The sequence below is a fragment of the Polymorphum gilvum SL003B-26A1 genome (assembly GCF_000192745.1).
Taxonomy (GTDB): Bacteria; Pseudomonadota; Alphaproteobacteria; order Rhizobiales; family Stappiaceae; genus Polymorphum; species Polymorphum gilvum.
In genome coordinates this window covers 19,849-43,277 of the sequence record NC_015258.1, presented here as the reverse complement: position 1 = coordinate 43,277, position 23,429 = coordinate 19,849, and the positions used below count along the sequence as shown (strand labels likewise).

The 23,429-nt window shown below is 63.3% G+C and carries 26 protein-coding genes and 3 pseudogenes; 10 read left to right on the top strand and 19 right to left on the bottom strand.

Annotation, left to right across the window (positions count from 1 at the left end; genetic code table 11):
- Position 1: 1 nt before the first annotated feature.
- The 4 genes from SL003B_RS22050 to SL003B_RS22035 form a co-directional block, all read right to left on the bottom strand.
- Positions 2-913: an acetaldehyde dehydrogenase (acetylating) gene (locus tag SL003B_RS22050; RefSeq protein ID WP_013650754.1), complete on the bottom strand. Its 912-nt coding sequence runs from the start codon at positions 911-913 to the stop codon at positions 2-4.
- A 16-nt stretch (positions 914-929) separates the two neighbouring features.
- Positions 930-2,213: a TRAP transporter large permease gene (locus SL003B_RS22045; RefSeq protein WP_013650731.1), complete on the bottom strand. Its 1,284-nt coding sequence runs from the start codon at positions 2,211-2,213 to the stop codon at positions 930-932.
- Positions 2,210-2,692, bottom strand: coding sequence for a TRAP transporter small permease (locus SL003B_RS22040; RefSeq protein WP_013650730.1), 483 nt, complete (start codon positions 2,690-2,692; stop codon positions 2,210-2,212). Before SL003B_RS22040 ends, SL003B_RS22045 begins: the two co-directional genes overlap by 4 nt.
- A gap of 99 nt (positions 2,693-2,791) precedes the next feature.
- Positions 2,792-3,940, bottom strand: coding sequence for a TRAP transporter substrate-binding protein (locus SL003B_RS22035; RefSeq protein ID WP_242390416.1), 1,149 nt, complete (start codon positions 3,938-3,940; stop codon positions 2,792-2,794).
- 70 nt (positions 3,941-4,010) lie between these two features.
- Between SL003B_RS22035 and SL003B_RS22030 the strand changes: the two genes are divergently transcribed.
- A complete protein-coding gene (locus tag SL003B_RS22030; RefSeq protein ID WP_148259504.1) occupies positions 4,011-5,408 on the top strand; it encodes an FAD-binding oxidoreductase in 1,398 nt (465 codons plus the stop codon).
- 45 nt (positions 5,409-5,453) lie between these two features.
- Here SL003B_RS22030 and SL003B_RS22025 read toward each other — a convergent pair whose 3' ends face one another.
- The 4 genes and pseudogenes from SL003B_RS22025 to SL003B_RS22015 all read right to left on the bottom strand — a co-directional run.
- Positions 5,454-6,233, bottom strand: coding sequence for an IclR family transcriptional regulator (locus SL003B_RS22025; RefSeq protein ID WP_013650728.1), 780 nt, complete (start codon positions 6,231-6,233; stop codon positions 5,454-5,456).
- 156 nt (positions 6,234-6,389) lie between these two features.
- Positions 6,390-7,172, bottom strand: coding sequence for a DUF6118 family protein (locus SL003B_RS24145; protein WP_013650763.1), 783 nt, complete (start codon positions 7,170-7,172; stop codon positions 6,390-6,392).
- Between the two features lie 8 nt (positions 7,173-7,180).
- Positions 7,181-7,342 (bottom strand): hypothetical protein, encoded by a 162-nt coding sequence (locus SL003B_RS24070; RefSeq protein ID WP_242390415.1) that lies wholly within the window; start codon positions 7,340-7,342, stop codon positions 7,181-7,183.
- A 374-nt stretch (positions 7,343-7,716) separates the two neighbouring features.
- Positions 7,717-8,907: pseudogene (locus SL003B_RS22015) on the bottom strand (AAA family ATPase); the annotation flags it as partial.
- 674 nt (positions 8,908-9,581) lie between these two features.
- Between SL003B_RS22015 and SL003B_RS23595 the strand changes: the two are divergent.
- From SL003B_RS23595 to tnpC, 4 genes and pseudogenes are all read left to right on the top strand, one after another.
- Positions 9,582-9,911 carry a MarR family winged helix-turn-helix transcriptional regulator gene (locus SL003B_RS23595; protein WP_013650760.1) on the top strand — a complete coding sequence of 110 codons (330 nt, stop codon included), beginning with the start codon at positions 9,582-9,584 and terminating at the stop codon, positions 9,909-9,911.
- 61 nt (positions 9,912-9,972) lie between these two features.
- Positions 9,973-10,389, top strand: a complete 417-nt coding sequence (gene tnpA / locus SL003B_RS22010) for an IS66-like element accessory protein TnpA (protein ID WP_013650727.1) — start codon at positions 9,973-9,975, stop codon at positions 10,387-10,389.
- Positions 10,386-10,742: an IS66 family insertion sequence element accessory protein TnpB gene (gene tnpB, locus SL003B_RS22005; protein WP_013654838.1), complete on the top strand. Its 357-nt coding sequence runs from the start codon at positions 10,386-10,388 to the stop codon at positions 10,740-10,742. Before tnpA ends, tnpB begins: the two co-directional genes overlap by 4 nt.
- A 69-nt stretch (positions 10,743-10,811) precedes the next feature.
- Positions 10,812-12,375 (top strand): annotated as a pseudogene (gene tnpC / locus SL003B_RS22550) (IS66 family transposase).
- A gap of 309 nt (positions 12,376-12,684) precedes the next feature.
- On the opposite strand, the pseudogene SL003B_RS21990 reads toward tnpC, so the two are convergent.
- A pseudogene (locus SL003B_RS21990) lies at positions 12,685-13,095 on the bottom strand (fumarylacetoacetate hydrolase family protein); the annotation flags it as partial.
- A 123-nt stretch (positions 13,096-13,218) separates the two neighbouring features.
- Between SL003B_RS21990 and istA the strand changes: the two are divergent.
- The 4 genes from istA to SL003B_RS21975 all read left to right on the top strand — a co-directional run bounded on the left by istA (position 13,219) and on the right by SL003B_RS21975 (position 16,345).
- The gene (istA, locus tag SL003B_RS21985) at positions 13,219-14,715 is read left to right on the top strand and encodes an IS21 family transposase (protein WP_013650724.1); all 1,497 of its coding nucleotides are present in this window, start codon (positions 13,219-13,221) and stop codon (positions 14,713-14,715) included.
- Positions 14,712-15,482 carry an IS21-like element helper ATPase IstB gene (istB, locus tag SL003B_RS21980; protein ID WP_013650723.1) on the top strand — a complete coding sequence of 257 codons (771 nt, stop codon included), beginning with the start codon at positions 14,712-14,714 and terminating at the stop codon, positions 15,480-15,482. Before istA ends, istB begins: the two co-directional genes overlap by 4 nt.
- Positions 15,483-15,718: 236 nt before the next feature.
- On the top strand, positions 15,719-16,012 hold the full coding sequence (locus SL003B_RS22970; RefSeq protein WP_003501373.1) for a WGR domain-containing protein: 294 nt from the start codon (positions 15,719-15,721) through the stop codon (positions 16,010-16,012).
- A gap of 54 nt (positions 16,013-16,066) precedes the next feature.
- The gene (locus SL003B_RS21975) at positions 16,067-16,345 is read left to right on the top strand and encodes an HU family DNA-binding protein (RefSeq protein WP_013650722.1); all 279 of its coding nucleotides are present in this window, start codon (positions 16,067-16,069) and stop codon (positions 16,343-16,345) included.
- Positions 16,346-16,385: 40 nt separating this feature from the next.
- Here SL003B_RS21975 and SL003B_RS23650 read toward each other — a convergent pair whose 3' ends face one another.
- From SL003B_RS23650 to SL003B_RS21950, 6 genes are all read right to left on the bottom strand, one after another.
- The gene (locus tag SL003B_RS23650; RefSeq protein ID WP_003501377.1) at positions 16,386-16,556 is read right to left on the bottom strand and encodes a hypothetical protein; all 171 of its coding nucleotides are present in this window, start codon (positions 16,554-16,556) and stop codon (positions 16,386-16,388) included.
- A 320-nt stretch (positions 16,557-16,876) separates the two neighbouring features.
- Positions 16,877-17,194 carry a DUF736 domain-containing protein gene (locus SL003B_RS21970; RefSeq protein ID WP_003501379.1) on the bottom strand — a complete coding sequence of 106 codons (318 nt, stop codon included), beginning with the start codon at positions 17,192-17,194 and terminating at the stop codon, positions 16,877-16,879.
- An 802-nt stretch (positions 17,195-17,996) separates the two neighbouring features.
- A complete protein-coding gene (locus SL003B_RS21965) occupies positions 17,997-18,401 on the bottom strand; it encodes a type II toxin-antitoxin system VapC family toxin (protein ID WP_035243676.1) in 405 nt (134 codons plus the stop codon).
- Complete coding sequence (locus SL003B_RS21960) at positions 18,401-18,643, bottom strand: type II toxin-antitoxin system VapB family antitoxin (RefSeq protein WP_003501388.1); 243 nt, start codon at positions 18,641-18,643, stop codon at positions 18,401-18,403. Before SL003B_RS21960 ends, SL003B_RS21965 begins: the two co-directional genes overlap by 1 nt.
- Before the next feature lie 146 nt (positions 18,644-18,789).
- Complete coding sequence (locus SL003B_RS21955; protein WP_003501391.1) at positions 18,790-19,716, bottom strand: ArdC family protein; 927 nt, start codon at positions 19,714-19,716, stop codon at positions 18,790-18,792.
- Positions 19,717-20,010: 294 nt separating this feature from the next.
- Positions 20,011-20,598: a hypothetical protein gene (locus SL003B_RS21950; protein WP_003501393.1), complete on the bottom strand. Its 588-nt coding sequence runs from the start codon at positions 20,596-20,598 to the stop codon at positions 20,011-20,013.
- A 530-nt stretch (positions 20,599-21,128) separates the two neighbouring features.
- Between SL003B_RS21950 and SL003B_RS21945 the strand changes: the two genes are divergently transcribed.
- Positions 21,129-21,434 (top strand): alkylphosphonate utilization protein, encoded by a 306-nt coding sequence (locus tag SL003B_RS21945; RefSeq protein WP_013650755.1) that lies wholly within the window; start codon positions 21,129-21,131, stop codon positions 21,432-21,434.
- Here the strand turns inward: SL003B_RS21945 and SL003B_RS22955 are convergent, their stop codons facing one another.
- The 4 genes from SL003B_RS22955 to SL003B_RS21930 are packed head-to-tail and all read right to left on the bottom strand — an operon-like array spanning position 21,435 to position 23,387.
- Positions 21,435-21,662, bottom strand: coding sequence for a hypothetical protein (locus tag SL003B_RS22955; RefSeq protein ID WP_013650721.1), 228 nt, complete (start codon positions 21,660-21,662; stop codon positions 21,435-21,437).
- Positions 21,659-22,033, bottom strand: a complete 375-nt coding sequence (locus SL003B_RS21940; protein WP_041376399.1) for a hypothetical protein — start codon at positions 22,031-22,033, stop codon at positions 21,659-21,661. Before SL003B_RS21940 ends, SL003B_RS22955 begins: the two co-directional genes overlap by 4 nt.
- Positions 22,030-22,917 carry a DUF7007 domain-containing protein gene (locus tag SL003B_RS21935; RefSeq protein ID WP_041376398.1) on the bottom strand — a complete coding sequence of 296 codons (888 nt, stop codon included), beginning with the start codon at positions 22,915-22,917 and terminating at the stop codon, positions 22,030-22,032. Before SL003B_RS21935 ends, SL003B_RS21940 begins: the two co-directional genes overlap by 4 nt.
- Positions 22,914-23,387 (bottom strand): hypothetical protein, encoded by a 474-nt coding sequence (locus SL003B_RS21930; protein WP_041376397.1) that lies wholly within the window; start codon positions 23,385-23,387, stop codon positions 22,914-22,916. The genes SL003B_RS21935 and SL003B_RS21930 overlap by 4 nt, the downstream gene beginning before the upstream one ends.
- Positions 23,388-23,429: the final 42 nt, after the last annotated feature.

Here is a 23,429-nt window from a genome sequence, read left to right as displayed (position 1 = left end):
CTCAACCGCGCGCCGGCAGGGTGACGACGCCATTGGCCGCCTCCTGGGCAAAAAGTTCGGCGGTGCGAAGGGCAGCCGCCGTCATGATGTCAAGATTGCCGGCATATTTCGGAAGGAAGTCGCCAAGGCCTTCTACCTCGAGGTAGATGGACACGCGGCGGCCGTCGAACACCGGACCGTTCACCAGTTTGTAGCCGGGCACATATTTCCGCACCTCGGCCACCATGGCCTTGACGCTTTCGGTGATCGCGGCTTGGTCCGGTTCGCCTTCGGTCAGGACATGCACCGTGTCGCGCATCAGAAGCGGCGGCTCGGCGGGATTGACGATGATGATAGCCTTGCCGCGCTTGGCGCCGCCGACCTTTTCGATGGCCGCCGCCGTCGTGCGGGTGAATTCGTCGATGTTCTTGCGCGTACCTGGGCCGACCGAACGCGACGATACCGCCGCGACGATCTCGCCATATTCGACCGGTTGCACGCGCGACACTGCCGCCACCATCGGAATGGTGGCCTGGCCGCCGCAGGTGACCATGTTCACGTTCATCTCGAGCTTCTTGGCGTGATCCGCGAGATTGACCGGCGGAATGCAGAAGGGCCCGATCGCCGCCGGCGTTAGGTCCACCATGATGACCCCGAGTTCATTCAGCTTGCGCGAGTTTTCCGCATGCGCATAAGCCGAGGTGGCATCGAAGGCGACGCGGATATCATCGGCGATGACGTGTTCCAGGATGCCGTCCACGCCGGTTGCACAGGCCTTCACGCCCATGTCAGCCGCCCGCTTCAGCCCCTCCGAGCTCGGGTCGATGCCGACCATCCAGACCGGCTCCACCCATGCGGAACGCTTCATCTTCATCAGGAGATCGGTACCGATATTGCCGGGGCCGATGATGACCGCCTTGAGTTTGCTGCTCATATTGGATTCCTTTGACTTACATTCCGAAGAAGGCGGGCAGCGCCAGCGAGAGCGCGGGCACATAGGTGATGACGAGGAGCACGGCGATCATGACGAGCATGGGCGTGATCGCACCCTTGACGACCGTCTCCAGCGATAGGCCGGACACGCGCGAGGCGACGAAGAGATTGACGCCGACGGGCGGGGTGATCATGCCGATCGCGAGGTTGACGATCATCACGATGCCGAAATGTTCGGCACTGACGCCGAGCGCGGTCACCAGCGGCAGGAGGATCGGGGTCAGGATGATGATCGCTGCGATCGTTTCTATGAAAGTGCCGACGATGAGCAGGATCACGTTGATGGCGAGGAGCAGCAACCAGGCCTGATCGACGGCCGAGGTGATGAAATCGGCCAGCATCATCGGCACACCCTCGATTGCCAGTGCCCGGCCGAAAATGGTCGCCGTGCCGACGATCAGCATGATGGTCGCGGACGTTAGCGCAGATCCCGCGAAGATCTTGTAGAGATCCTTCAGCTTCAATTCGCGATAGACGAAGGTACCGACCACCAGGCCGTAGATGACGCCGACTGCGGCGGCCTCGGTCGGGGTGAAAATGCCGCCGTAGATGCCACCGAGAATAATGACCGGAACCATCAAGGCCCACTTGGCATCGTTGAGGACGGCCAGCATTTCGCGACCTGTCGGGCGATAATCGCCCGGCTTCTGCCCGTCCTTCTTCGATTGCAGCCAAGCATAGGCGATGAGCGCAAACCCGATCAGCAGGCCGGGAACCACGCCGCCCATGAACATCTTGGAAACCGACACGTTCGCGGAGGTCGCATAGATAACCATCGGGATGGATGGCGGGATGATGACGCCGAGCGAACCGGAGCAGGCCACCAGGCCGGACGAGAAGCTGGGCTTGTAGCCATCCCTGGCCATGGCCGGCAGCAGGATGGCGCCGACGGCCGCAACTGTCGCTGGTCCGGAGCCGGAAATGGCGGCGAAGAAGATGCAGGTGACGACGGCGATGATCGCCATGCCGCCGGTGTAGCGGCCGAAGAACATGCGGCCGACATTGATCAGCCGCTGCGATAGGCCACCCTGGCCCATCAGGTCACCGGCGAGGATGAAAAAGGGAACCGCCATCAGCGGGAAGCTGTCGATAGAGGTCACAAGGCCTTGCGGCACGTAGGAGCCGGACACCTTGCCCGAGACGATGAGAGCAATCGTCGAGGCGATGCCGAGCGAGATCGCGATCGGAACCGACAGCAGAAGCAGCAGAGCGAGAAGGCCGAAGAGGATGAGCGAGATCATCGGGCGGCTCCCTGTCCCGCGGCGCGCAAATCGATGACGATCGCCTGGATCAAACGCAGAACGACGAGCAGAAAGCCGGTAAATGGCGCCAGATAAATGATGCCCATCGGAATGCCGAGCGAGGCGGACTTCTGGCCGAAGCGGAAGGTCTTCTCGACCATGAACCAGCCCTGGTACATGACGAAGAGCGCAAAGGCGCCGAAGATGACATGGGTCAGGATGCGGACATAAGTCTGGCCCTTTGCCGACAGCAGGTCCGTGCCCATGGTTACGCGGATATGCGCGTCCTTGCGCACTGCATAGGCGATGCCGACATAGGTCGCCCAGATGAAGAAGTAGCGCGCCAGTTCCTCCGACCAGGACAGCGAGGCGCCCATCACGTAGCGCATGAAGATCTGCACGCCGATGAGGACCGACATCAAGGCCATCAGGGCCACGACGATCGCCTCCTCGAAATGCTCATCGATAAGCTTGAACATGAACTCCTCCCGCGCAACACGGGTGCACCCGCTCGCGCCAGTTCAATGAAAAAGGCAAAGGGCCTGGCGGCTTTTGCGCCGGGCCCCAGGAAGTGATGCTTACTTGGCGGCAGCCAGCAGGCGGTCAACGAGATCCGCGCCGGCCTTCTGCTTGACCAGATCGACGATCGGCACGACTTTGTCGGAGAAGGCCTTGAGCTCTTCCGGGGTGAGCGTGGTGAAGGTCACGTCGGTCATGGCCGCTTCGGCCTTGTCGTCCGCTTCCTTGGCAAGGCCGCGCTGGTAATCAGTGGCGGCCTTGACGGCTTCGTCAAAGATTGCGCGGTCCTCATCGCTGAGGCTCGCGAGCTTGTCTGGATTGGCAAGGAGCGGCCACGGCGAATAGATGTGGTTGGTCTTCGAGATGAACTTCTGCACCTCGTTGAACTTCATGTCGTAGAAGAGATTGATCGGGCCTTCCTGCGCATCGAAGGTGCCCTGCTGGAGCGCGGTGAACAGCTCATTGAAGGCGAGCGGCGCCGGGTTTGCGCCTTCGGCACGCCAGGCTGCGATGTGCACCTCATTTTCCATGGTGCGCATTTTCAAGCCGGCGAGGTCGTCCGGAGAGCGGATTTCCTTCTTGTTGTTGGTCAGCTGGCGGAAGCCGTTTTCCCAATAGGCGAGACCAACCATGCCCTTGTCGTTCAGCGAGCCGAGGATTTCCTTGCCGACGTCGCCGTCGAGCACCTTGTAGGCCTGCCCGCGATCCTTGAACAGGAAAGGCACGTCGAAAGCGAAGAACTGCGGTGCGAAGGATGCGACCGGCGCCGAGGAGACGAAGGTCAGGTCCACATTGCCGAACTGGATGTTCTCAACCAGTTCGCGCTCGCCGCCGAGCTGCGAGTTCGGGAAGATTTCGAGTCCGATGCGGCCACCCGACTTTTCGCGCAGTTCCTTGTCCAGGAATTCGAAGGCCTTGTGGCCGGTCGACGACGGCGTCGAGGAATGGGCGGCGCGGAAGGTGATTTCCGGTTCTGCGGCGGCGGTGGTGCTGAAAAGCGCGGCCGATGCGAATGCGGCAACGAAACCTGCGCGCAGCGTGTGCGCGGCTTTTGTAAGCGACATGTCTGTCCTCCCTGTGATGCAAAAACCGTTGCCGGTCTTCGTTCTGGCTCCTGCCGGGTTTTGTCGTGGACCCGAGCGCAAGGCGGGTGCCTCCGCTCCTCCCCCAGCGCGGCCGAGATAAACAGAGGCCCGTTTCTTTGTCAAATAGTAAAATCAATTTGCAATATGTGCAATTTTCGGCCAAATGCCGCTCGAAACAGACCGGGAGGAACCCATGAACCTGGAAAGATCGTCCGCAGGCCTCCTCACCGCGCTCAAACGCGCCGTGGGAGACAGCAACATCAAGCGCGGCTCGGACATACCCGAGGCGGCGTTGCGCGACTGGAGCGACGAACGCGGCGGAACACCGCTCGCGCTGGTGACGCCACGCGATACGGACGCTGTGGCGGCGGCCTTGAGGATCTGCCACGACTATGACACGCCGGTCGTGCCGCAGGGCGGCCGCACCGGTCTTGCCGGCGGCGCGGTTCCCTCGGAAGGAGCCGTTCTCTTGTCGATGGCCGGCCTTGACCGCATCGATGAGATCGACACAGCTTCGGGCCTGATGGTCGTCGGCGCCGGCTGCATCCTGCAGCGCATCCAGGAAGCCGCACTCGACGCCGGCTTTTCCTTTCCCCTCGATCTCGGGGCCCGGGGCTCCTGCCAGATCGGCGGCAACATCGCCACCAATGCCGGCGGCAACCGCGTCATCCGCTATGGGATGACGCGCGATCTGGTTCTGGGTCTGGAGGTGGTACTGGCCGACGGCACGGTGCTGTCGATAATGAACCGCATGCCGAAGAACAATGCCGCCCTCGATCTCAAGCACCTGTTCATCGGCTCGGAAGGCACGCTCGGCGTGGTGACGCGCGCCGTGCTCAAGCTGCATCCCGGTGTCGGCGGCGCCAATGCGGCTCTGGTGGCGGTCGCCGATTTCGAGGCAGCCGCGGGCTTGCTGCGGCATGCGCAACGCGCATTGTCGGGCCGCGTCACGGCCTTCGAGCTGATGTGGAACGACTATTACCGGGCCGTCCTGGCCGAGACCGGTGTTCGCGCGCCGGTGGAACCGGATCATGCGATCTACGCCCTTATCGAAATGCAGGGCGCGGATGCCGATGCGGAGCGTCCGGGCTTCGAAGCCATGCTCGAGGCCGCCTTCGAGGCCGGGCTTGTCGCCGATGCGGCGATCGCCCAGTCGCAGCGGGAGGTCGAGGCCTTCTGGTCGCTGCGCGACGGCATCGCCGAAATCCTGTCACGCCGGGCGCCGACGATCAATTTCGACGTGTCCGTACCGCTTGCCCGGATCGGGGCCTGCGTCGACGAGATCCGCGCCGCCCTCGAAACGGCCTTCCCGGCACTGAAGGTGATCTTCTTCGGCCATGCCGGCGACAGCAATATCCATCTGGTCGCCGGGCCGATCACGGACATCGACCCGACGGGCCATGGCATCGAAAAGGCTGTCTACGAGATCATCAGGGCCTATGGGGGTTCGGTGTCCGCCGAACACGGCATCGGGCTGCACAAGAAGCCCTGGCTTGCCTATAGCCGTTCGGAAAACGAGCTTGCCATGCTGCGACAGCTGAAGCGGAGCCTCGATCCGAAGGGCATCCTCAATCCGGGCAAGGTTCTCTGATCTTCGCCCGGGCAACCGCCGGGGCGTGAAGAGCGGCGGCGCGGCTCAGCGGGGCCGCGCGCCGAGTTCGGCGGAGATCCCCGCGGCCACCCTCTGGACCTCGGGAACGAGGTCGCGCATGCGGTCCGGCGACATGTATTCCAGCGTCGAGGAGACCGAGATGGCGGCAATGATCCGCCCCGTCGCGTCGCGGATCGGGGCTGCCACGCAACGGATCGACGGCTCGTCCTCGCCGAGATCGTAGGAGTAGCCGCCGGAACGATAACCCGCCATGAGCTGCAGCCAGTCGGCTTCGCTCATATCGCCGGGCAAAAGATGGTGATCCCGCTGGTAGAGCCTGGACAGGCTGGCCTCCGACTCATCGAGGACCAGCGCCTTGCCGACCCCGGTCGAGATGACGGGCTTGCGGCCGCCGATCCGCGAGCTGATCTCGACCGGTCGCGTGCCGCGCAACTTGTCGAGATAGGCGACCTCCCAGCCATCAAGCTGTGCGAGATGAACCGTGTCACGCGTCGCCCGCGCCAGATCCTCCAGCCAGGGGCGCGCGATACGGACGAGATCGGTGCGCGAATAGGCGGCAAAACCGAGTTCGATCAGGCGCGGGCCAAGGGCGAACTCGCGCGGGTTCTCCGCCTTGAGGTAACGCCGCTCCAGCAGCACCGATACGATGCGATGGACCGTGCTGTAGGTGAGCCCGGTCATAGCCGCGATCTCGGCAATGGAGCGCGCGCGATCGGCCACGGCGTCGATGATCTCAAGCCCTCGCACCAATGTCTGGCTGCGCGGTGCACGCTCTTTTTCGTCCTCGCCCGCCTCGGCAGCCATGATGACCCTCCCTGAAAATTGCGCCCCTTTCTAACCGCCTCTTGGCGGACACGAAAGAGACGTCCATCAGGAAAGGGATGCCAGGATAAGGATTTTGCAACTTACCGCCGTGTCTCTGTATCTGACGAGGAATGAAAAGGGATTCGCGAAATACAGCTATTTGCGACAATCGTTCTCAAAGATCAGGGGGTATTTTCCGGCACTGCAACGTTGATCGTGCAACGCTGATCCTTCTTCGCCTTGGCGGCCGTCTCGGCGCACACGGTAAGCGCCTCCTGGTTGGCGCGTACAAGGTTGCTGGCATCGACCACGCCGCGCCAGCCTCCAGGGCTTCCTGACTGCATCAGAGAGATTCCAGCGTTCCAGCGAGTGATCGGCGTTCATGACGGTTGCAGCAACGGCCATATCGACTGATCCCGGGAGGACGCGCGGCAGAAACAGCGTGAGCAGCACGCCAGCGACTAGGCCGGCCGCGCCAGCACCCCAAAGCAATTGATTCTGATGCCGGCGCTCACGCGCTCCGGAAATATGACGGGCGAGATTGTTGGCGGTGCGCTCAAGGTCGGACGCCTGGCGCTCGAGCTGCTGCGCCGCTGTGCGAATCAGGCCCTCGCCGCTGCGCTCAAGCCTTGCCGCATAGTGCTGCGGACCATTGCGCAAAATGGGAGACTGTTCGACGCCCTGCAGACGCTCACCGACCTGGGCGAGCTGCTGGACGATGCGGCCGAGGTCGGGGCCATAATCGGTCGGCTTCTGGAATTTCTCGAACTCTTCAAACGCCGCTTCCACGCCCTTGCGGATCGTCGTCATTTCCCGACTGAGGTCAGCGGCGAGATCTTCGACCGTCTCTCGCAACGCCTCGAAAGCGGCGGCTGGATCGCCTGCGTCCGCAGGCGATACCTCCGGGTCGAATCCTTCTTTCTTGTCGTCGTCCGTCATGACCTCTCCTATCGTTCTATCCCCATGTTCTGGCTGCGGCCGCGTGTCAGACTGCGTTCCATGTCACGGGCCAGGCTTTCGCTCTGCCGAACGTGGCCGATTCCGAGGTCCTGGCTGCGGTTGCGCAGGATTGATTCAACCTGCGGATCACGCTCAAGGCTCTTTGCCATGCTGCGCATTTGTCCCTCGACCTTCTGACGAGCATCGTCGCGGCTCCAGCCGCGAAGCTCCTGACGCTACCCCTGTAGCTCCTGCCAACGGTTCACAAACCGGTCGGCCCTGACGTTCGGGTCCGCCAGTGCGGCGCGCTCCCGATCCGTCCCGGCGATGAGCTGCCCGGCGCGCTCGCGGCCAGAAAGCTCAGTCATCGCCCGCCGCGTTTCCGGATCATGCTGCAAGGCGGATACTATCAGCGCCGATGTTCCCGGCCGCGCCTGGTCGAGCTGCTGACCGGCCTGACGCAACTCCTGTTTCTGCGCTTCCAACATCGGCAGGTCCTGGCGCAGATTCCTGTCGGTCGCCTCGAAGGCCCGCGCATAGCGGTCAGGCGGCCGGCGTTCCGGTCCGCAAACTCGTCCATGCCGGCGTAGAGCTGCGCCCCGTCGCGATGCCGCGTCATGGCGACATAGGTTAGATGCCGATCCATCGTGCCCGACACCATCACAAAGGCACGGTCGACCGCCGCGCCCTGGTTCTTGTGAATCGTCGTCGCATAGCCGTGGTCGAACGCCCGATAGTCGTTCGTCGGCACGCTGATGCTGTTGCCGCCCTTGCCATCGAGCTGCGCGACGATCCTGCCGGCCTCGACGCTCTCGACGGTCCCAAGCATCCCGTTTTTGACGCCAAGGTCGCGATCGTTCTCAAGGAACACGATGCGGTCGCCCGGCGCAAACTCGCGTTTGCCGTCATTGGTCTGGGACGTCAGTGCCCGGCCAAGCCCCTCGCGTTGCTGCTCGGCCGCCTCGCCCGGCACCTCTGCACACGCCAGCTCGCCGCGCTCCTGCAGGGCCGATCTGATCTCGTCGTTGATGGCGCGAACATCGGCCCGGCGATGCGCCGTCCCAACACGGGTTCCGTCTGGCCGCTCGTCTCGATCGGCAAGGTAATCCCGCACGATCTCGCCGCGCGCCTCGTCCTTCGTCTCGCTGAGCCGAACGTCGCCACGCTCACGATAGGCGGCCAGGCCCTCGGCCGTCCGATGCGTGGCGAAGTCAACCGACGCCTCACGCTGCCAGTCCACGCGCTGCCGGCGTATCTCCGAAAGCTCGGCATGGCCGACCTGCTCGGCAACGGCGCGGAACGGCGCGCCGGCCCCGATCGCCTGTAGCTGCTCATGATCGCCAACAAGGACGATCTTGGCGTCGCGCGCCTCGGCCTCGTTGATGAACCGGGAGAGCTGGCGGCTCCCGATCGTGCCCGCCTCGTCGATGACGAACACGTCGCCGCAGCCGAGTGTGCCGCGGTCGTTCTGCCAACGGTATTCATACGACGCCAGCGTGCGGCTCTGGATACCGGAAGATTCCTCCAGGCCCTCGGTCGCCTTGCCCGACAAGGCCGCACCGTGAACCGTGTAGCCCTGTGCCTCCCATGCCCCGCGCGCCGCCGCGAGCTTCGTGCTCTTGCCCGCGCCGGCATAACCGACAACCGCCGCGATCTGCTCCGGCCCGGTGATATGCTCGATCGTCCGGCGCTGCTCGTCGGAAAGACGCGCTGAAACATCGACGGCGCTCTGCTGAATCGCCGCTGTTGGTTTCCGGCCTTGGCTCCACCGACTCCGCCACCGGTTGCCCAGCTTTGTTCGTCGGTTTCTCAGCTACTACGCCAGAGTCAGACTTCTCCGTGTCGTTCATCGGCGGCTACGACTCCTCGCCTTCCCGCTGCGGACCACGCCCTCAATAGAAGAGGTCGGGGCCGACCCGGAGATCTCCCGGTTCCCGCGCAAAGAGCTTCCATGCATGCCAGGGTCTACGACCGCGCCGGATTGGTCGGGCGCTCGCAATAGCGCACCTTCCCATGTGGCCTTCCGCCATGACAACGGCGTCGGCATCCGAGATGAGGCGATTTCGCGGCTCAATGGCTGGCCTGCATGCTCCCCTACCGACGCTTCGCCGACGCCCTCACGAGCGTCTGCGCACGGCTCGGGGCCGATGTGGGTTGCTACTCCTTCATCGTGACGGACTTGCACCATCTACTCCTTGCCGGTCTCCCGGCGCACTGCCATTCCGCCCTCAGCCGGAACCGACCCCAATAAGGACAGTCAGTGCCAAATCCTACAATTCCTACAAGGCGGCCCACCTCGGATGCGTACCTTGCAAGCATGCTTTGGTTACTTGCTTCCGACACGATTGGCGCGTAAACTTAGAGACTGTTGTGCTATCGGTATGCCGAAGCGCTGATGGAATCTGGACAATGAATGATCATTCGACATCAACGAGCTTGCAATCCTTGGATGCGATCGACCGCCATCGTGTTCTGACAGATCATCCCGCGCATCTAATTCGGCGCAGTTACCAAATCTTTCTATTTTGCTTCGACGAAGCTATGGCAGGCTTGCGTTTAACGCCAGTGACCTGGATCATTCTCGCCACAGCGCACAATTTTCCGGACCTTTCAGTGACCGAACTGGCACGTAGAGCCGCCGTAGACAAGGCCAGCTGTGGACGAGCCGCTGCCGTTCTCCAAAAACGTGGACTGCTCCGTAAGCGCGACGCCGACCACCTCCTGCCATTTCTGAGCTGATCCGGCCATTCTGCGCGCATGTGCGTGACGGAGGGTTTGGATATTGGAAAGAGACGGCAAAATGGACGTCCATTTGGACGGCTCAAGGGGTGTTGGGGTTTCCCGGCTCGAGGTGATCGAGGGGCCCAGCGGGCGTCGGCGGCGGACGAAGGCTGATCGGGCGCGGATCGCGGCGGAGAGCATGATGCCGGGTGTGAAGGTGGCCGATGTCGCGCGCAAGCACGGCACCACCCGCTGGCAAATCTACGATTGGCGCAGGCAGATACGCAAAGGCAACCTGGTTCTGCCCGATAGCATCGCGGCGCTTCCGATGTTCGCGGAACTGGTTGTCGACGACAGCGCGGTGGATGCAGCGACGGCGCGTCCCGCATCCGATCTGGAGATTGTTGTAGGCGATGTCGTGATCCGGGCGGGTGCCGATACCGACGAAAGGCAACTGACGCGAGCGATCCGCGCGGCGCGGGCCGCGGCATCATGATGTTCGGCCAGGGCGGGTCGGCGAAGGTCTTCGTGGCGACACGGCCGGTGGACTTCCGCAAGGGTATTGATGGCCTGGCGCTGGCGGTGCAGGAGATGTTCGGGCTCGATCCGTTCTGTGGCGCGGTCTTCGTGTTCCGGTCGAAACGCGCGGACCGGATCAAACTTCTGATATGGGATCAGACCGGGATGGTGCTTGTCCACAAGCGGCTGGAATGCGGCAAGTTCGTCTGGCCACAGGCGCAGGACGGGGTGATGCGGATATCCTCCGCCCAGATGGCGGCCTTGTTCGAAGGGCTGGACTGGCGGCTGGTCCGGCCGGAGCGCGCGCGGCGCCCGCTGGTGGCGGGATGATCGCCTGGGGGCTCTGGAAACTCCTGTTTTTGCTGGCCAGAACGGGTGTCTCATGATTCACTTCGGACCATGGATGCCGCCGTTCTCGCCCGAGAAAACGCCCTTCTGAAAGCCCGCCTGATTGAGGTGGAGGCGGCGCTTGCGGAGTCGCAGGAGGCGAACCGTAGGCTGGAGGACATCCTGCGCACGTCGCAGCGCGAGAAGTTCGGCAAGCGCTCGGAGAAGCTGTCGCCTGATCAGTTCAACCTCCCTCTGGAAGATGCCGAACTGGCCCAGGGAGTGCTCGAGGCCGCACAGGAGAAGGCTGAAGCTGCGATGCAAAGGGCGCGCGGTGAAGAGCCCCGTAAGCCCAAGCGCAACCGTGGGCATCTGCCGTCGCATCTGCCCCGGGTCGAGCGCGTGATCGAGCCTGCAAGCACGCGCTGCCCCTGCGGCTGCGGCGAGATGGCGAAGATCGGCGAGGACGTGTCCGAACGGCTCGACGTGATCCCCGCGCAGTTCCGGGTGCTGGTCACGCGGCGGCCCAAATATGCCTGCCGCCGCTGCTCGCAGGCCGTGGCACAGGCGCACGCACCCGAGCATGTCGTGCCCGGCGGGCTGCCCACGGAACTGTTCATCGCCTCGATCATCGTGTCCAAGTTCGGTGACCACCTGCCATTTTACCGCCAGGCGGAGATCTTCAAACGGCAGGGGATAGATCTGGACCGCGGCACGCTCGGCAACTGGGTCGGCCGCGCCTGTTTCCACCTGATGCCGATCATCAATCACATGAAGGCTCATCTGCGCGGCGCGGACCGCATTTTTGTCGACGAGACCCGCGCGCCGGTGCTGGACCCGGGCCGCAAGGCAACCAAGAGCGGCTTCTTCTGGGCCGTCGTGTCCGATGATCGCGGCCATGGCGGTGTCGGCCCACCCATCGTGCTCTTCCACTAGCCCCCGGAGGGGGAAGGAGCATCCGCTGAAGTTCCTTGCCGGATACCGCGGCCGGTTCCTGCAATGCGACGCCTATCAGTCCTACAACGCTCTGACGGAGATCGCGCGCGACACCGGCCCGTGGCAGCTGGTCTATTGCTGGACCCATGTCCGCCGCCGCTTCGTGAAACGCTTCGAGAGCGACCGCTCCCCCATCGCCGAGGAGATGCTGCGCCAGATCGCGCTGCTGTATCAGATCGAGAAGACCGTGCGCGGCAAGGATGCGGAAGTGCGGCTGCTCGCCCGACGCGAACATGCAAGCCCGATCATCACAGCACTCAAGCCCTGGCTGGAAGCCCAGCTCTCGCGCATCCCGCAGAAATCCCAGCTGGCCGAGGACATCCGCTACACCCTCGCGCACTGGCCCGGCCTGATCCGCTTTCTGGACGAAGGCACCCTCGAGCTGGACACCAACCCTGTCGAAAATCAAATCAGACCGATTGCCCTGACGCGGAAAAACGCGCTCTTCGCAGGCAACGAGGTCGGTGCCGAAAACTGGGCCATGCTCGCCTCGCTGGTCGCCACCTGCAAGATGTCCGGCGTGAACCCCGTCGACTACCTCGAAGCCACCCTTCGCGCCATCCTCGACGGCCATCCGCAGAGTGGCATCGAAGACCTTATGCCGTGGCGCTTCAGGATGCCGTCAAGCCTCGCCGCGTAGGGTCACGCCGTGGCGCTTACACTGCTCCAAATAGAGATGAGCAGATCGGATGGAAGGCAGAAAGTGCTCAATCTGACCCCTGCCGGGGATTCTCTGGTTCAGAAAGGCTTCGCTCGAGTCGAAAAGCTTAGGTCGCTGATTCTGGCAAAACTCGATGCCGAGGAAGCTCACCAGCTCGTGACAAATCTGACGAGCTTTGTGCTTAAGTCGGCAACGTATGCACGTCCGTCAATCCCGACAGGTTTTGGTTCCTGAGATTAACCATCGGGAATGATCGCCCGCTGTGGGGTGTGCCAATTGCCCCGAAATCTACACGACCAGAACCTCCATCGATCCGATCCTGTCGATCCAAGCATGCATCGTATTGCCGGGAACAACCTGCCCAACGCCCTCGGGCGTCCCGGTGAAGATGACGTCACCCACTTCAAGCGTGTAGAACCGGCTAGCCATCTCTATCAGCTCCGGCACGCTCAAAACCAAGTCACGCGTATTGGCTTTTTGCCGGGTAATCCCGTCAATCTTCAACTCGAAGTCAAGTTGCGAGGGATCTGGGATCTCATCCGCTGTAACGAGCCAGGGACCCAACACCGAATAGCTGTCGATCGATTTGCGCATGCTTCGCTCCTCGGCGCCACGCACCGTCATGTCTAGTCCGATCGTATAGCCCGCGACGTGCTCCAATGCGCGCTCTGCCGGAACTCGGTCAGCGCGACGACCGATCTGAGAGCGGCGGTGCAAAATTCGGCCACGGTAGCGGCGGGATAGTCCTGCCGCGGGCGGCGTAAAAGTCGTCCACCTATTTTCCTTCTGCAACATGTGCAGGAGGGTCAGGGGATCTACACCGTGGACTTATATCTGAAGGTGCGTCTGGCGGTCTCGGAGGGGATGAGCCGACGTCAGGCAGCGAAGCATTTCAATATCTCACGCGACAGCGTTTCCAAGATGCTGTCGTATTCGACGCCTCCGGGCTATCGCCGTCAGGCCCCGGTGCGTCGGCCGAAGCTGGACGCCTTTGTTTCGACCATTGATCATTGGCTGGACGAAGACCTGAAGGTACCGCGCAAGCAGCGCCACACGGCCAAGCGTGTGTTCGACCGGTTGCGGGCTGAGTGCGGGTTCACCGGCGGCTATACGATCATCAAGGACTACATGCGCGAGCGGGAGCAGCGCCGGCAGGAAGTGTTCGTGCCGTTATCGCATCCGCCGGGCCACGCGCAGGCTGACTTTGGCGAGGCTGTGGTTGTCATCGGCGGCGTGGAGCAGAAGGCGCACTTCTTTGTGCTCGACCTGCCGCACAGCGACGCCTGCTATGTGCGGGCCTATCCGGCGGCGGTGTCAGAGGCCTGGATTGATGGCCACGTCCATGCGTTCGCCTTCTTCGGGGCGGTGCCACAATCGATCGTCTATGACAACGACCGCTGCCTGGTGTCGAAGATCCTGGCCGATGGCACGCGCAAGCGGACAGTGCTGTTCAGCGGCTTCCTGTCCCACTACCTGATCCGGGATCGCTATGGCCGCCCCGGCAAGGGTAATGACAAGGGAAGCGTCGAAGGCCTCGTCGGCTATGCCCGTCGCAACTTCATGGTGCCGATCCCGCGCTTTGCGACGTGGGATGAGTTCAACGCCTGGCTGGAAGAGCAATGCCGCAAGCGCCAGCGCGACAGGCTGCGCGGCGAGAGCGAGACGATCGCAGAACGGCTGCAGCGCGATCTTGCGGCGATGCGGCCGCTGCCAGCTTCGCCTTTTGAGGCCTGCGATCAGGCCAGCGGTCGGGTCTCTTCCCAGGCGCTGGTGCGCTACAGGACCAACGACTACTCCGTCCCGGTCGCCTTCGGCCATCAGGATGTATGGATCCGGGGCTATGTCGACGAGGTGGTGATCGGCTGCCGTGGCGAGATCATCGCTCGTCATCCTCGAAGCTGGGAACGGGAAGACGTTGTGTTCGACCCGCTGCATTACCTGCCGCTGATCGAACAGAAGATCAACGCGCTGGATCAGGCCGCTCCTCTTCAGGGCTGGGATCTGCCCGAGGCGTTCGCCACGCTGCGCCGCCTGATGGAAGCGCGCATGGCAAAGCATGGCCGGCGCGAGTATGTGCAGGTGCTGCGGCTGCTGGAAAGCTTCGAGCTTGCCGATCTGCATGTGGCGGTGAAGCAGGCCCTCCAGATCGGGGCCATCGGCTTCGATGCCGTCAAGCATCTTCTCCTGTGCCAGGTGGAGCGGCGGCCGCCGAGACTGGACCTGTCCATCTACCCGTACCTGCCAAGAGCCACCGTCGAGAAGACATCGGCAAAGGCCTATATGCGGCTTCTGTCGACGCATGCGGGAGATGCCGCATGAGCACCCAAGCGTCAGACAATCCCCCTGCGATCCTGCTCTCCCACACGCTCAAGACCCTCAAGCTGCCGACCTTCCAGCGCGAGTATCAGAAGCTGGCCCGGCTCTGCGCCACACAGGGCGTGGACCATGTCGGATACCTCACTCGGCTTGCTGAGCAGGAGATGATCGAACGGGATCGCCGCAAGGTCGAACGCCGCATCAAGGCGGCGAGGTTCCCGGTCGTCAAAAGCCTCGACAGCTTCGACTTCGCCGCTATCCCGAAGCTCAACAAGATGCAGGTGCTGGAGCTGGCCCGCTGCGAATGGGTCGAGCGGCGCGAGAACGTCATCGCGCTTGGCCCCAGCGGCACGGGCAAGACCCATGTGGCGCTCGGTCTCGGTCTGGCCGCCTGCCAGAAGGGCTTGTCCGTCGGCTTCACGACCGCCGCTGCCCTGGTCAGCGAGATGATGGAGGCGCGCGACGAGCGACGTCTGCTGCGTTTCCAGAAGCAGATGGCAGCCTACAAGCTCCTGATCATCGACGAACTGGGCTTCGTGCCATTGTCAAAGACCGGGGCGGAATTGCTGTTCGAGCTGATCGCGCAACGCTACGAACGCGGTGCCACCCTGATCACCAGCAATCTGCCATTCGACGAATGGACCGAGACGCTGGGATCGGAACGGCTGACCGGCGCACTGCTCGACCGGCTGACCCACCACGTCAACATCCTCGAGATGAACGGCGACAGCTATCGTCTCGCTCAAAGCCGCGCCCGAAGGGCAGGCTGAAGCCCCTCAAAAAGTCGCCAACGCCGCACGCGGGAAACTCTGGTCGGGCTACGCCCTCCCGACGTTCCCCGCGTGCGGCGTCAGGTGGCCTACTTTTACGCCGCCCAATGGACGACTTTTGCTCCGCCGTTGACAGATGGCGGGCGGCGACATTCATCACCGTCATGAATCGATCCGGAGCGACCGATTCAAAACTCTCGTTGGACGAGGTGTGATTTACAGGCGACCATCCTGCGATGAGCCTCTATCCCTATCAGCTTTATTGCGAACGCATCGACCGCGCCAGGAACATGGCCCGGTACTACATGCTATCGATCCAGCCGACCCTGTTCGGGGAAACTGCGGTCGTCAGGTCCTGGGGACGCATCGGCAAGTCCGGCGGAGAAATGAGCGAGTTGTTTGAGACGGAGGCGCAGGCGGCGTTCCGCTTCCTCGAACTTGCACGGTGCAAACGGAAAAAAGGCTATCGACCGGCAGCAAGTTGTGGAAATAGCGCTCGTTCTCGCAGTGGCCGCCCCGAAGGCCCGTGACAAGAGCCCGGGCCGAAGGGGATGATCCGGCGCACGGAAGAAAGGGGATCATCCATGACGACCACCAATGAGATCGCAGACAAGATCGCATCCGAGCAGAACCTGACCAAGACGCAGGCCAAGGCCATCGTCGAAAGCGTTTTCAACCAGATCGCAGAGGCGGCAAAGGCCGGCGCGGAAACCTCCATCCCGTCCTTCGGCAAGTTCAAGGTCAAGGACACGCCTGAGCGCGAGGGCCGCAATCCCGCGACCGGTGCGACGATCAAGATCGCCGCTTCGAAGAAGCTGACCTTCACGCCGGGCAAGGCGGTGAAGGACGCGCTCAACGGCTGAGGCGAACGTGCTGCTGGTTATGGCAGCACATGGAGGCCTCCTAGAAAGGAGGCTCCGCGCTCACGCGGCCGTCCTGCTCGGCCTCGATGGCGGCAAGCTCGGCCAGCACCAGCTCCAGCTCCGCCGCAATCACGCGGCGGTCGTTGGCGTCGCAGGCATTCTTCATCTCGGCCCGAAGCTCTTCGATTTGCTGTTCGAGGGAAATCGTCATCGTCGTCTCCTTGACGTTTGTGAAAGACGACGTCCGCGGTCGGGGAGACGGGACAGGGTCAAGGATCGCTTCGCGACCGCCAGAGGCGGCGAGTGGGGGAGCCGATTTCGTGCTGGCGGCTTCAGCCGGCCATGCGAAATTGGGGGTACCGCTCGTCCTTCGACGCTGTGCCGTATCCCCGGCATGATAGGTGGATCTGAGCAGACCACACCCTCTCGGTATGGCACCCGAAAAGCCGGAAGCGGGCTCGATGCCCGCGACCGGCTTCCTGATGCGGTATGAGAAGAGCCCCGCCTGATGGCGGAGCTCCTCGGGGTTGATCAGGCCTCCCGCTTCGGGCGGTTCCAGATGAGGGCGTATTCGCCTTCCTTCTCGCTCGGCCACAGCGCCGCGGTGATCGGGGCGTTGAAGCTCGGGTCGTCCAGCTTGACGGAGATGTATTCCTCGCCGTCGTTGGAGACCGCCTTCCAGCCCGCGCCGACCTCGACGCCGTTGCCGGCGGTGATGCGGAAGTCCGGGGCGTCACGCGAGACGCGCTCGATGGGGTTCAGGCGGGCCTTCATGCTGACCGTGAGCGTGCGGACGTTGCCGATGATCGAGTTGTTGCCGTTGGTGATGAATTCGCCGATGACTGCCATTGTCGTGTTCCTTTCCGGTTTGTTCGGGCCGCGCCTGTCGCGGCCTCGATGGCGGTGTAAGGACCGGGGGTGATCGACACTGCACCCTCTGGGCCGAAACGAAGTGGAGGGCGGCCGGGAGCAGCTTTCTTGTATCGCGAGGAATGCGAACCTGTTCGCAGGGGAAGAAAGTTGCGGATGGCCGTTGCGGGATGGCGATCGAGACGAAGTCGTCCTTCGGTCACACCAGATCCATCGAGGTCTGCGCGGGTGCGCCCCACTTCAATCGAGCAAGGAACACCGATCATCGCCCGGAGTTCATCGGCGATCCCCGACGGCGACCGCGGTGATGGCACCGCTCTCTCACGATGGCTCCCGTCCGCACGGCTCGCCGTGTCCGTCGATCCCTCACCGACGCCCCATCCGCATCATGTCCATGACGAATGCGCTGGTCGGCGCCGATCGTATGGCGGCTCTTCCATCGCGCGCGTATCCTCGGACAAGGGCAACCCGGGTTTCACGGCACCTCCCTGGAGGGCGGTCGAGAGGAAGGAATGGGAGCGCTTCGAAACCAACAGGCTCGCGGCATGCCTATATCGACCACACCTGATCCGCCGTCGCGCGGCGGGGCTCGTTCCGCGTGCCTGCCGACTGCGCCCGCCCGATCAGAAGGGCCTACACGTGACGATCGCCGACACTGCACCGCGCCGTTAGACGTCGCTCGGCGAAATGAGCTTCGGCCCTCTCGTCGGGAGTATCGGCCCGCCAATCTTCCAGAGCCTCCTGCACCTTCGCCCGGAACCAGCCGTCGTGGCTGGCCGCATCAGGGCACGGTTTCGATGTCTGTCTGTCTGAACTCATCTGCCGTCGCCAGAATGGGCACGTTGTAATATTTGGCGCATGCGTAATGCAGGCAGTCACCGAGATTGAGGCCCCGGCGGCCCGCGCGATAACGATGCGCGGCGGAAAGAGCGATCCGGGTCATCGCGGTCGCAGGCGGAAGATCGCGGATTTCGATCCCGCGCTCATCGAGGAACTCGATGACGATCGGTTCTACCTCCGCCACGGCGAGGCCGAACTTGTCAGGGCGGGCAAGACCGAGCACCGCCTCAAGCACGGCGACCGGGGAGGTGAAGGCGGCCTTCGCAGACGCGATCGCATTGGAAACGCGCGCCGCTTCCGGTTCGTCGGAAAGGAGCGCGATGATGGCGCAGGCATCGACGAACATCAGCTTTCCCACAGTTCGTCATAGGCTTCGCGCGGAAGCGGCTGTCTAGCAGCGGCATCGAGTTTGACGCCATGTTGTTCGCGGAGCCGGGCAGCGGTTTGCAGCGGCGTCTCCTCGTGACGGCGGCGTTCGATCGCCTCTTTCATGGCAATCACGATCGCATCGGTTATGCTGACGCCGGCCATATGCGCGAACTTGCGCGTGAGCGCGTCCGCTTCAGGATTGTTGACGTTGATCGGCATGGGTCACTCCATGTAGATAAATTCAGGAAATAATGTAGATCGCCTCGGCCCTATCTGCAAGGTTTCTCCAACGGGTGACACGAAGGTCGCACGGCCGGATCGGGAAGGCGTCTCGCCCTCCCCGTCGATCTCCGAGGCGGAAAGCATCAGGCGGCCTGCCGCCCGGTCTCCGCATTCGGCTGGAGGTCATGAAGATAGGCGACAGCGCGTTGCGCATGTGCGGCCGCCTGGAAGATTGCCCGGCGGTCACCGTCGAGCAGCTTCAACCACGAGGCCACATAGCTGGCGTGATCAGGCCGCGGCTCCAGTTCCGGGACGATCCCGAGATCGGCGCAGAGGAAACATGCCCCTATGTCGGCACAAAGCTCTTCGCGTGCGCGCTCCGTGCGATCCTTGTGATAGCGGCTCAAATCCCGATTCAGCCGGTGGCTTGCGCCGACCCAGTGGGTCGTTTCGTGTCCGAGGACGGCGTAGTAACTCTCCGCGTCCCGGAACGCCTCGAACTCCGGCATCTGGATGCTATCGCTGGATGGCTGATAGAACGCCTGCGACCCACCATGCCGGATCACCGCGCCGGTGTTGGCAAAAAAGCGATCAGCATGTTCGATCCGCGCGACCGGATCGGCGGCCGGCTCCGGACGGTGATAATATTGGTCCGGGAGACCGTCTATCTGATCGCAATTGAAGACCGAGTACGCCTTGAGAAACGGGATGTCGCGATCGACTTCGCCACCGCTCGCGTCTTTCTCCGTCTTCGTGAAGCGGCTGGCATAGACGACGGTCGCACCGCTTTCGCCCTTGCGCACATGGGCGCCAAGTTCGTTCGCCTGCCGAAGCGTCATCCATGTGGCCGATGTAAAACCGCGCGCGATACTCTCGGACCAGAGCAGGAGAACATTCAGCCCCGAATATGGCTGTCCGTTATGGCGCAGCGGCCGGGTGATCCGGCCGGACATGTTGCCAGCACTCCAGGGCTGCACCCATGGGCGCACGCCCTTCTCCAGATCAGCGACGATCCGCTTCGTGATCCGCGCATAGATGTCGATCCTCGCGCTTTCTGATTTCCTGCTCATTCTTCTGACCTCCGTGTAAGGCCGCGCCCATCGCGGCCCCGTCGCGTTGGGCCGATGGCGGGAGCGGTCAGGCGGCATGCGCACCGGAACGGCCGGAACGAAGAGAAGGACGGCGTAGCCGTTGCGCCTGCCGTCGGCTCCTGCAGGACCGACAGAAGGGACGGGCTGCGATGGGGCGTTTTCCGTCTCGTCTTTCTTTCCCCGCTCTCCACCAGCGCCCGGCGATGACGGCCTGATACGCGAAAAGGCCGCCTCCGGCGGAGACGGCCTCGATGCGGATTGCGATGTGACAGCTCAATCGAAAGCCGACATTTGCGCCGCGGCCGCCTTGCGGTCGAGGGACTGGCCCGGATTGTCGACCGGCCGGTCGAAAGGCTTCCATGCCTCGCCAACGATCTGCTCGTAGGCGGCGACGGCACCTTCGGCGGCCATCCGCAGCGCGTGCGCCTGAACGCCCATGTCGGCCGCGAACTCGCGCTTGCGCTGGGCGGCGCTGTCATAGCCGACGGGCCCGTCGAGATCCTCGTCGCGCGCTTCGGCTGCTCCCTTGGCGGTGGCGTCACGCGCTTCGCTGACGGCGCGGGAGTAGAACTGGCCGGCGCCGTGGGCGGATCCGACATAGGCACCGACGATGCGCTGCAAGTGGATCTGCATCGCCCGTTCGCTTAAGCCCTCGGAAAGTCCTGTGGCGGTTTCGACGATCAGGCGCTCGTGCATGTCGCGGATGCCGTCGCTGTCGAGAATGGCGGTCCCGAAGCTCTCGGCGATCCGGAGCGCCTGCGCTTCATCGGGGCATGTGAGGCGGACCATTTCGATGGTGGCGCCCTTGCGGAGCTGGACGACTCGGGCGGATTGGCGGGACTGGGTTGCGGGCTTTGCCATGATGGTTTCCTTCTCGGTTTCCCCGAAGCGGTTCGGCCCCCCTTGGCCGATCTGCCCTTCGGTGCGGTCAAGAGGAGCCGGCGCAAGCCGGGAGTTTCAGGGTCCGGGCAGGCCAGATCGAGCGGAGCCGGTGCGCGGGCAAGCGGGTCTCTGAGACCTGCGAGGCCCGCGTTCCTGCTCTGCGACAAGCGGCATGACCGGCCGCCCCGCGGCGCGACAGCGGCCTTGAAACGACCGGCAGCCGGTTCAGACCGCAACGAAACCGAAGGGCGGAACGGCCAAGGGATCGACATCGGATGCCAGAGCCGAAGAGGAAAACCAGGCAAGGCCCACGCCAAACCAGTTCCCATCTGCCGGAAGAGCTCCGTTCACCAGGGCCGGAATGCTTTGACGCCCTCCTGATGTCCGCTGGTCTGCGAGGCGCTCTCGATGGGAAAGCGGCGGCGGTTGGATCTCGGCGGCTTTCCGCGATAGATGCGCTCCTGAGATGCGGGGCCATTGCAAGGTCTCCCACGGAAGGGGCACGACAGATGAGCGACCAGAGCAACGACGATTACGTCTATGACGAAGCAATCGGCGAATGGCGGCCGGCCTCCGAACTTGCCGCGGAAAAGGCGAAGGCAGCCGAAGTCCGGGATGCCTCCGGCAATGTTCTCGCCGACGGCGACTCCGTCGTGCTGATCAAGGATCTGAAGGTCAAAGGCGCCGGCCAGACGCTGAAGCAGGGCACCGTCATAAAGTCGATCCGGCTCACCGATAATCCGGAAGAGATCGACTGCCGCCACGACGCGATCAAGGGGCTGGTCCTGCGCACGGAATTCGTGCGCAAGCGCTGATCAGTGCTCTGCCTGCGGTTTCGGCGGGCGGTAACGATCAAGCCACGACGGTCCATGGGTATTTCGCAAACGCCGCAGGATGGGACCATCGTCACAGGGCGCTACGCCCATCCAGGCGTTGTTCAGGATGCGCTTCCACGAACGGCCGTGTCTGGCGGCATAATCCTGAAGAGCATTCACCTCTTCCTCGGTCAGAGGTGGAAGCGGCTCGGCGTCAAAGCGCCTCATGGCGCGCTCCTCTCACGACGGTGATGACGACATCCTCGTTCCGGACCCCGAGCGGAAGCACCAAATTCCGGTCGCGCCTGGAAAGCGGCGATGGCGGCCTGCTGGCGCGCGAGCTTGCGGGCAAGAGCATCGATCTCCGGCTGCCGTTCCGCGGTGATCGCCGCCAGACTGGAGCGATAGCGGGCGAGGAAGGCTTCCGGCGCGGGCGGTTTACCCCGCCGGTATCCGCTTCGGCGCCGCCCGAGCGACGGGATGAGAGCCGTCATCTTGGCGGTAATCTGCCGGTCGATCAAGTCGAGCTGGCGTTGAGTCTGGCGGCGGGCCTCTTCCATCCGGAAAAGCAACGCCTGACGTTCCGGGGACCGGGTCATGACGTCTCCCTCCCCTGCCAGGCGACAAAGCTCGATGGCCCGTCATAGGACCGATGACAATCGACATCGATGACGAAACCGAAACGGCCCGGCACGTATTCGGCAGACGGCAGGAGAAAACGCCGCTCCTTGGCATTGTGCTCTCGCTTCCCTCCGCGCGTGGCGATCACTTCGATCATGCCGGGATGATGATCGGAGCGAAGGGCGGCGATGACGATCCAGTCATCGGCATGGGCCGCCTCGAAAGCGCGACGGTCCTTCACATGGGATTCACCGGGCGCCAGGGTCGTGACGAAGATCGTTTCCCAGGCGTCGGGCCACCAATCCTTGATGGACCGTTCCGCGCAGCGCCGCTCAAACCCGGTGAACAGATGCGGAAAGGTGATCGCCACGATCGCCCAAGCGGAGTCCTCCTCATAGAAGCCGTCCTTCGACCGCAGCAGCGGGTGAACCTTTCGGTTGCGCTCAGCCGAGAGCTTGAAGCCGCCGTGCCCGGCGGTGGAATGGCACTCGACGCCCTCCGCATAGACGGTCGTGCGCTGCGACATTCCCCAAGGCGTATGGACACGGGTGAAGATCTCGCAGCGGCCGAGCGCCTGTCGTTCGCGCTGATGTTCGGCGTTCTCGATCACGCATGCACGAAACGCCGCCTCGTCGGCGAGTTCGCCGGAATGGCCGTAGAAGTCGGTTCGCCGCCACTCGGCGAGCGGCCGGGCGATCTTACCACCGAGGCCAAGATAATGCCGCCCATTACGGCCGGGCAACATTGCGAACGCCGTATCGGCGACACGGGCGACCGGAAAGCCATCAGCGGATCGCCCAAAAGAAACCTTCGGATATCCGGAGGCATCATTGGCCTCGGTCATGACAGGGCTGGTGTTCATGCTGCCGCCCTCCCTTCCACAACGTCGGCTGCGACCTCGTCCGCCGTGACGACCTCCAGCGCGGCATGAGGATAGCCGTGTCGGGACAGCCATTCCTCTGCGGCTTGGCGGTTCGCTGCGAGATGCACGAGCTCGGCATTGTCGCCGGCGCGATCGAACACGCGGCAACTGCCAATGGCAGGGCGTTCGACAATCGTGAACGTCAGACGGGTCTCCAGCGAGAAGGTCCGATGAACGCGGATTGTGATGACGCCGGCAGCACCTTGGTCGGCTTCATGGAGCGTGATGCTCGCGGGCAGGATGATGCTGCCTGAGCCAAGTTCTCCCTGTTTGCGGATCAGGCGGCCGTTGCTGTTATTGCTCTGCCATGCAGACAGCTTCCTGCGATGGCGTTCGGATGGCCGCGGCGCGCCGTCCGACCAGGCGATGATCGAGCCGACGGGTGCCATAAATGAGATATGTGCGGACATGCAAGTTCTCCCTAAGTTTCGAGGGTTGCGAAAACGAAACCG

Excerpts from the sequence above, each read along its gene's own strand:
- SL003B_RS22050 (WP_013650754.1), bottom strand. The coding sequence starts at position 913 with ATGAGCAGCAAACTCAAGGCGGTCATCATCGGCCCCGGCAATATCGGT.
- SL003B_RS22045 (WP_013650731.1), bottom strand. The coding sequence starts at position 2,213 with ATGATCTCGCTCATCCTCTTCGGCCTTCTCGCTCTGCTGCTTCTGCTG.
- SL003B_RS22040 (WP_013650730.1), bottom strand. The coding sequence starts at position 2,692 with ATGTTCAAGCTTATCGATGAGCATTTCGAGGAGGCGATCGTCGTGGCC.
- SL003B_RS22030 (WP_148259504.1), top strand. The coding sequence starts at position 4,011 with ATGAACCTGGAAAGATCGTCCGCAGGCCTCCTCACCGCGCTCAAACGC.
- SL003B_RS22025 (WP_013650728.1), bottom strand. The coding sequence starts at position 6,233 with ATGGCTGCCGAGGCGGGCGAGGACGAAAAAGAGCGTGCACCGCGCAGC.
- SL003B_RS24145 (WP_013650763.1), bottom strand. The coding sequence starts at position 7,172 with ATGACGGACGACGACAAGAAAGAAGGATTCGACCCGGAGGTATCGCCT.
- SL003B_RS24070 (WP_242390415.1), bottom strand. The coding sequence starts at position 7,342 with ATGGCAAAGAGCCTTGAGCGTGATCCGCAGGTTGAATCAATCCTGCGC.
- SL003B_RS23595 (WP_013650760.1), top strand. The coding sequence starts at position 9,582 with ATGAATGATCATTCGACATCAACGAGCTTGCAATCCTTGGATGCGATC.
- tnpA (WP_013650727.1), top strand. The coding sequence starts at position 9,973 with ATGGACGTCCATTTGGACGGCTCAAGGGGTGTTGGGGTTTCCCGGCTC.
- tnpB (WP_013654838.1), top strand. The coding sequence starts at position 10,386 with ATGATGTTCGGCCAGGGCGGGTCGGCGAAGGTCTTCGTGGCGACACGG.
- istB (WP_013650723.1), top strand. The coding sequence starts at position 14,712 with ATGAGCACCCAAGCGTCAGACAATCCCCCTGCGATCCTGCTCTCCCAC.
- SL003B_RS22970 (WP_003501373.1), top strand. The coding sequence starts at position 15,719 with ATGAGCCTCTATCCCTATCAGCTTTATTGCGAACGCATCGACCGCGCC.
- SL003B_RS21975 (WP_013650722.1), top strand. The coding sequence starts at position 16,067 with ATGACGACCACCAATGAGATCGCAGACAAGATCGCATCCGAGCAGAAC.
- SL003B_RS23650 (WP_003501377.1), bottom strand. The coding sequence starts at position 16,556 with ATGACGATTTCCCTCGAACAGCAAATCGAAGAGCTTCGGGCCGAGATG.
- SL003B_RS21970 (WP_003501379.1), bottom strand. The coding sequence starts at position 17,194 with ATGGCAGTCATCGGCGAATTCATCACCAACGGCAACAACTCGATCATC.
- SL003B_RS21965 (WP_035243676.1), bottom strand. The coding sequence starts at position 18,401 with ATGTTCGTCGATGCCTGCGCCATCATCGCGCTCCTTTCCGACGAACCG.
- SL003B_RS21960 (WP_003501388.1), bottom strand. The coding sequence starts at position 18,643 with ATGCCGATCAACGTCAACAATCCTGAAGCGGACGCGCTCACGCGCAAG.
- SL003B_RS21955 (WP_003501391.1), bottom strand. The coding sequence starts at position 19,716 with ATGAGCAGGAAATCAGAAAGCGCGAGGATCGACATCTATGCGCGGATC.
- SL003B_RS21950 (WP_003501393.1), bottom strand. The coding sequence starts at position 20,598 with ATGGCAAAGCCCGCAACCCAGTCCCGCCAATCCGCCCGAGTCGTCCAG.
- SL003B_RS21945 (WP_013650755.1), top strand. The coding sequence starts at position 21,129 with ATGAGCGACCAGAGCAACGACGATTACGTCTATGACGAAGCAATCGGC.
- SL003B_RS22955 (WP_013650721.1), bottom strand. The coding sequence starts at position 21,662 with ATGAGGCGCTTTGACGCCGAGCCGCTTCCACCTCTGACCGAGGAAGAG.
- SL003B_RS21940 (WP_041376399.1), bottom strand. The coding sequence starts at position 22,033 with ATGACCCGGTCCCCGGAACGTCAGGCGTTGCTTTTCCGGATGGAAGAG.
- SL003B_RS21935 (WP_041376398.1), bottom strand. The coding sequence starts at position 22,917 with ATGAACACCAGCCCTGTCATGACCGAGGCCAATGATGCCTCCGGATAT.
- SL003B_RS21930 (WP_041376397.1), bottom strand. The coding sequence starts at position 23,387 with ATGTCCGCACATATCTCATTTATGGCACCCGTCGGCTCGATCATCGCC.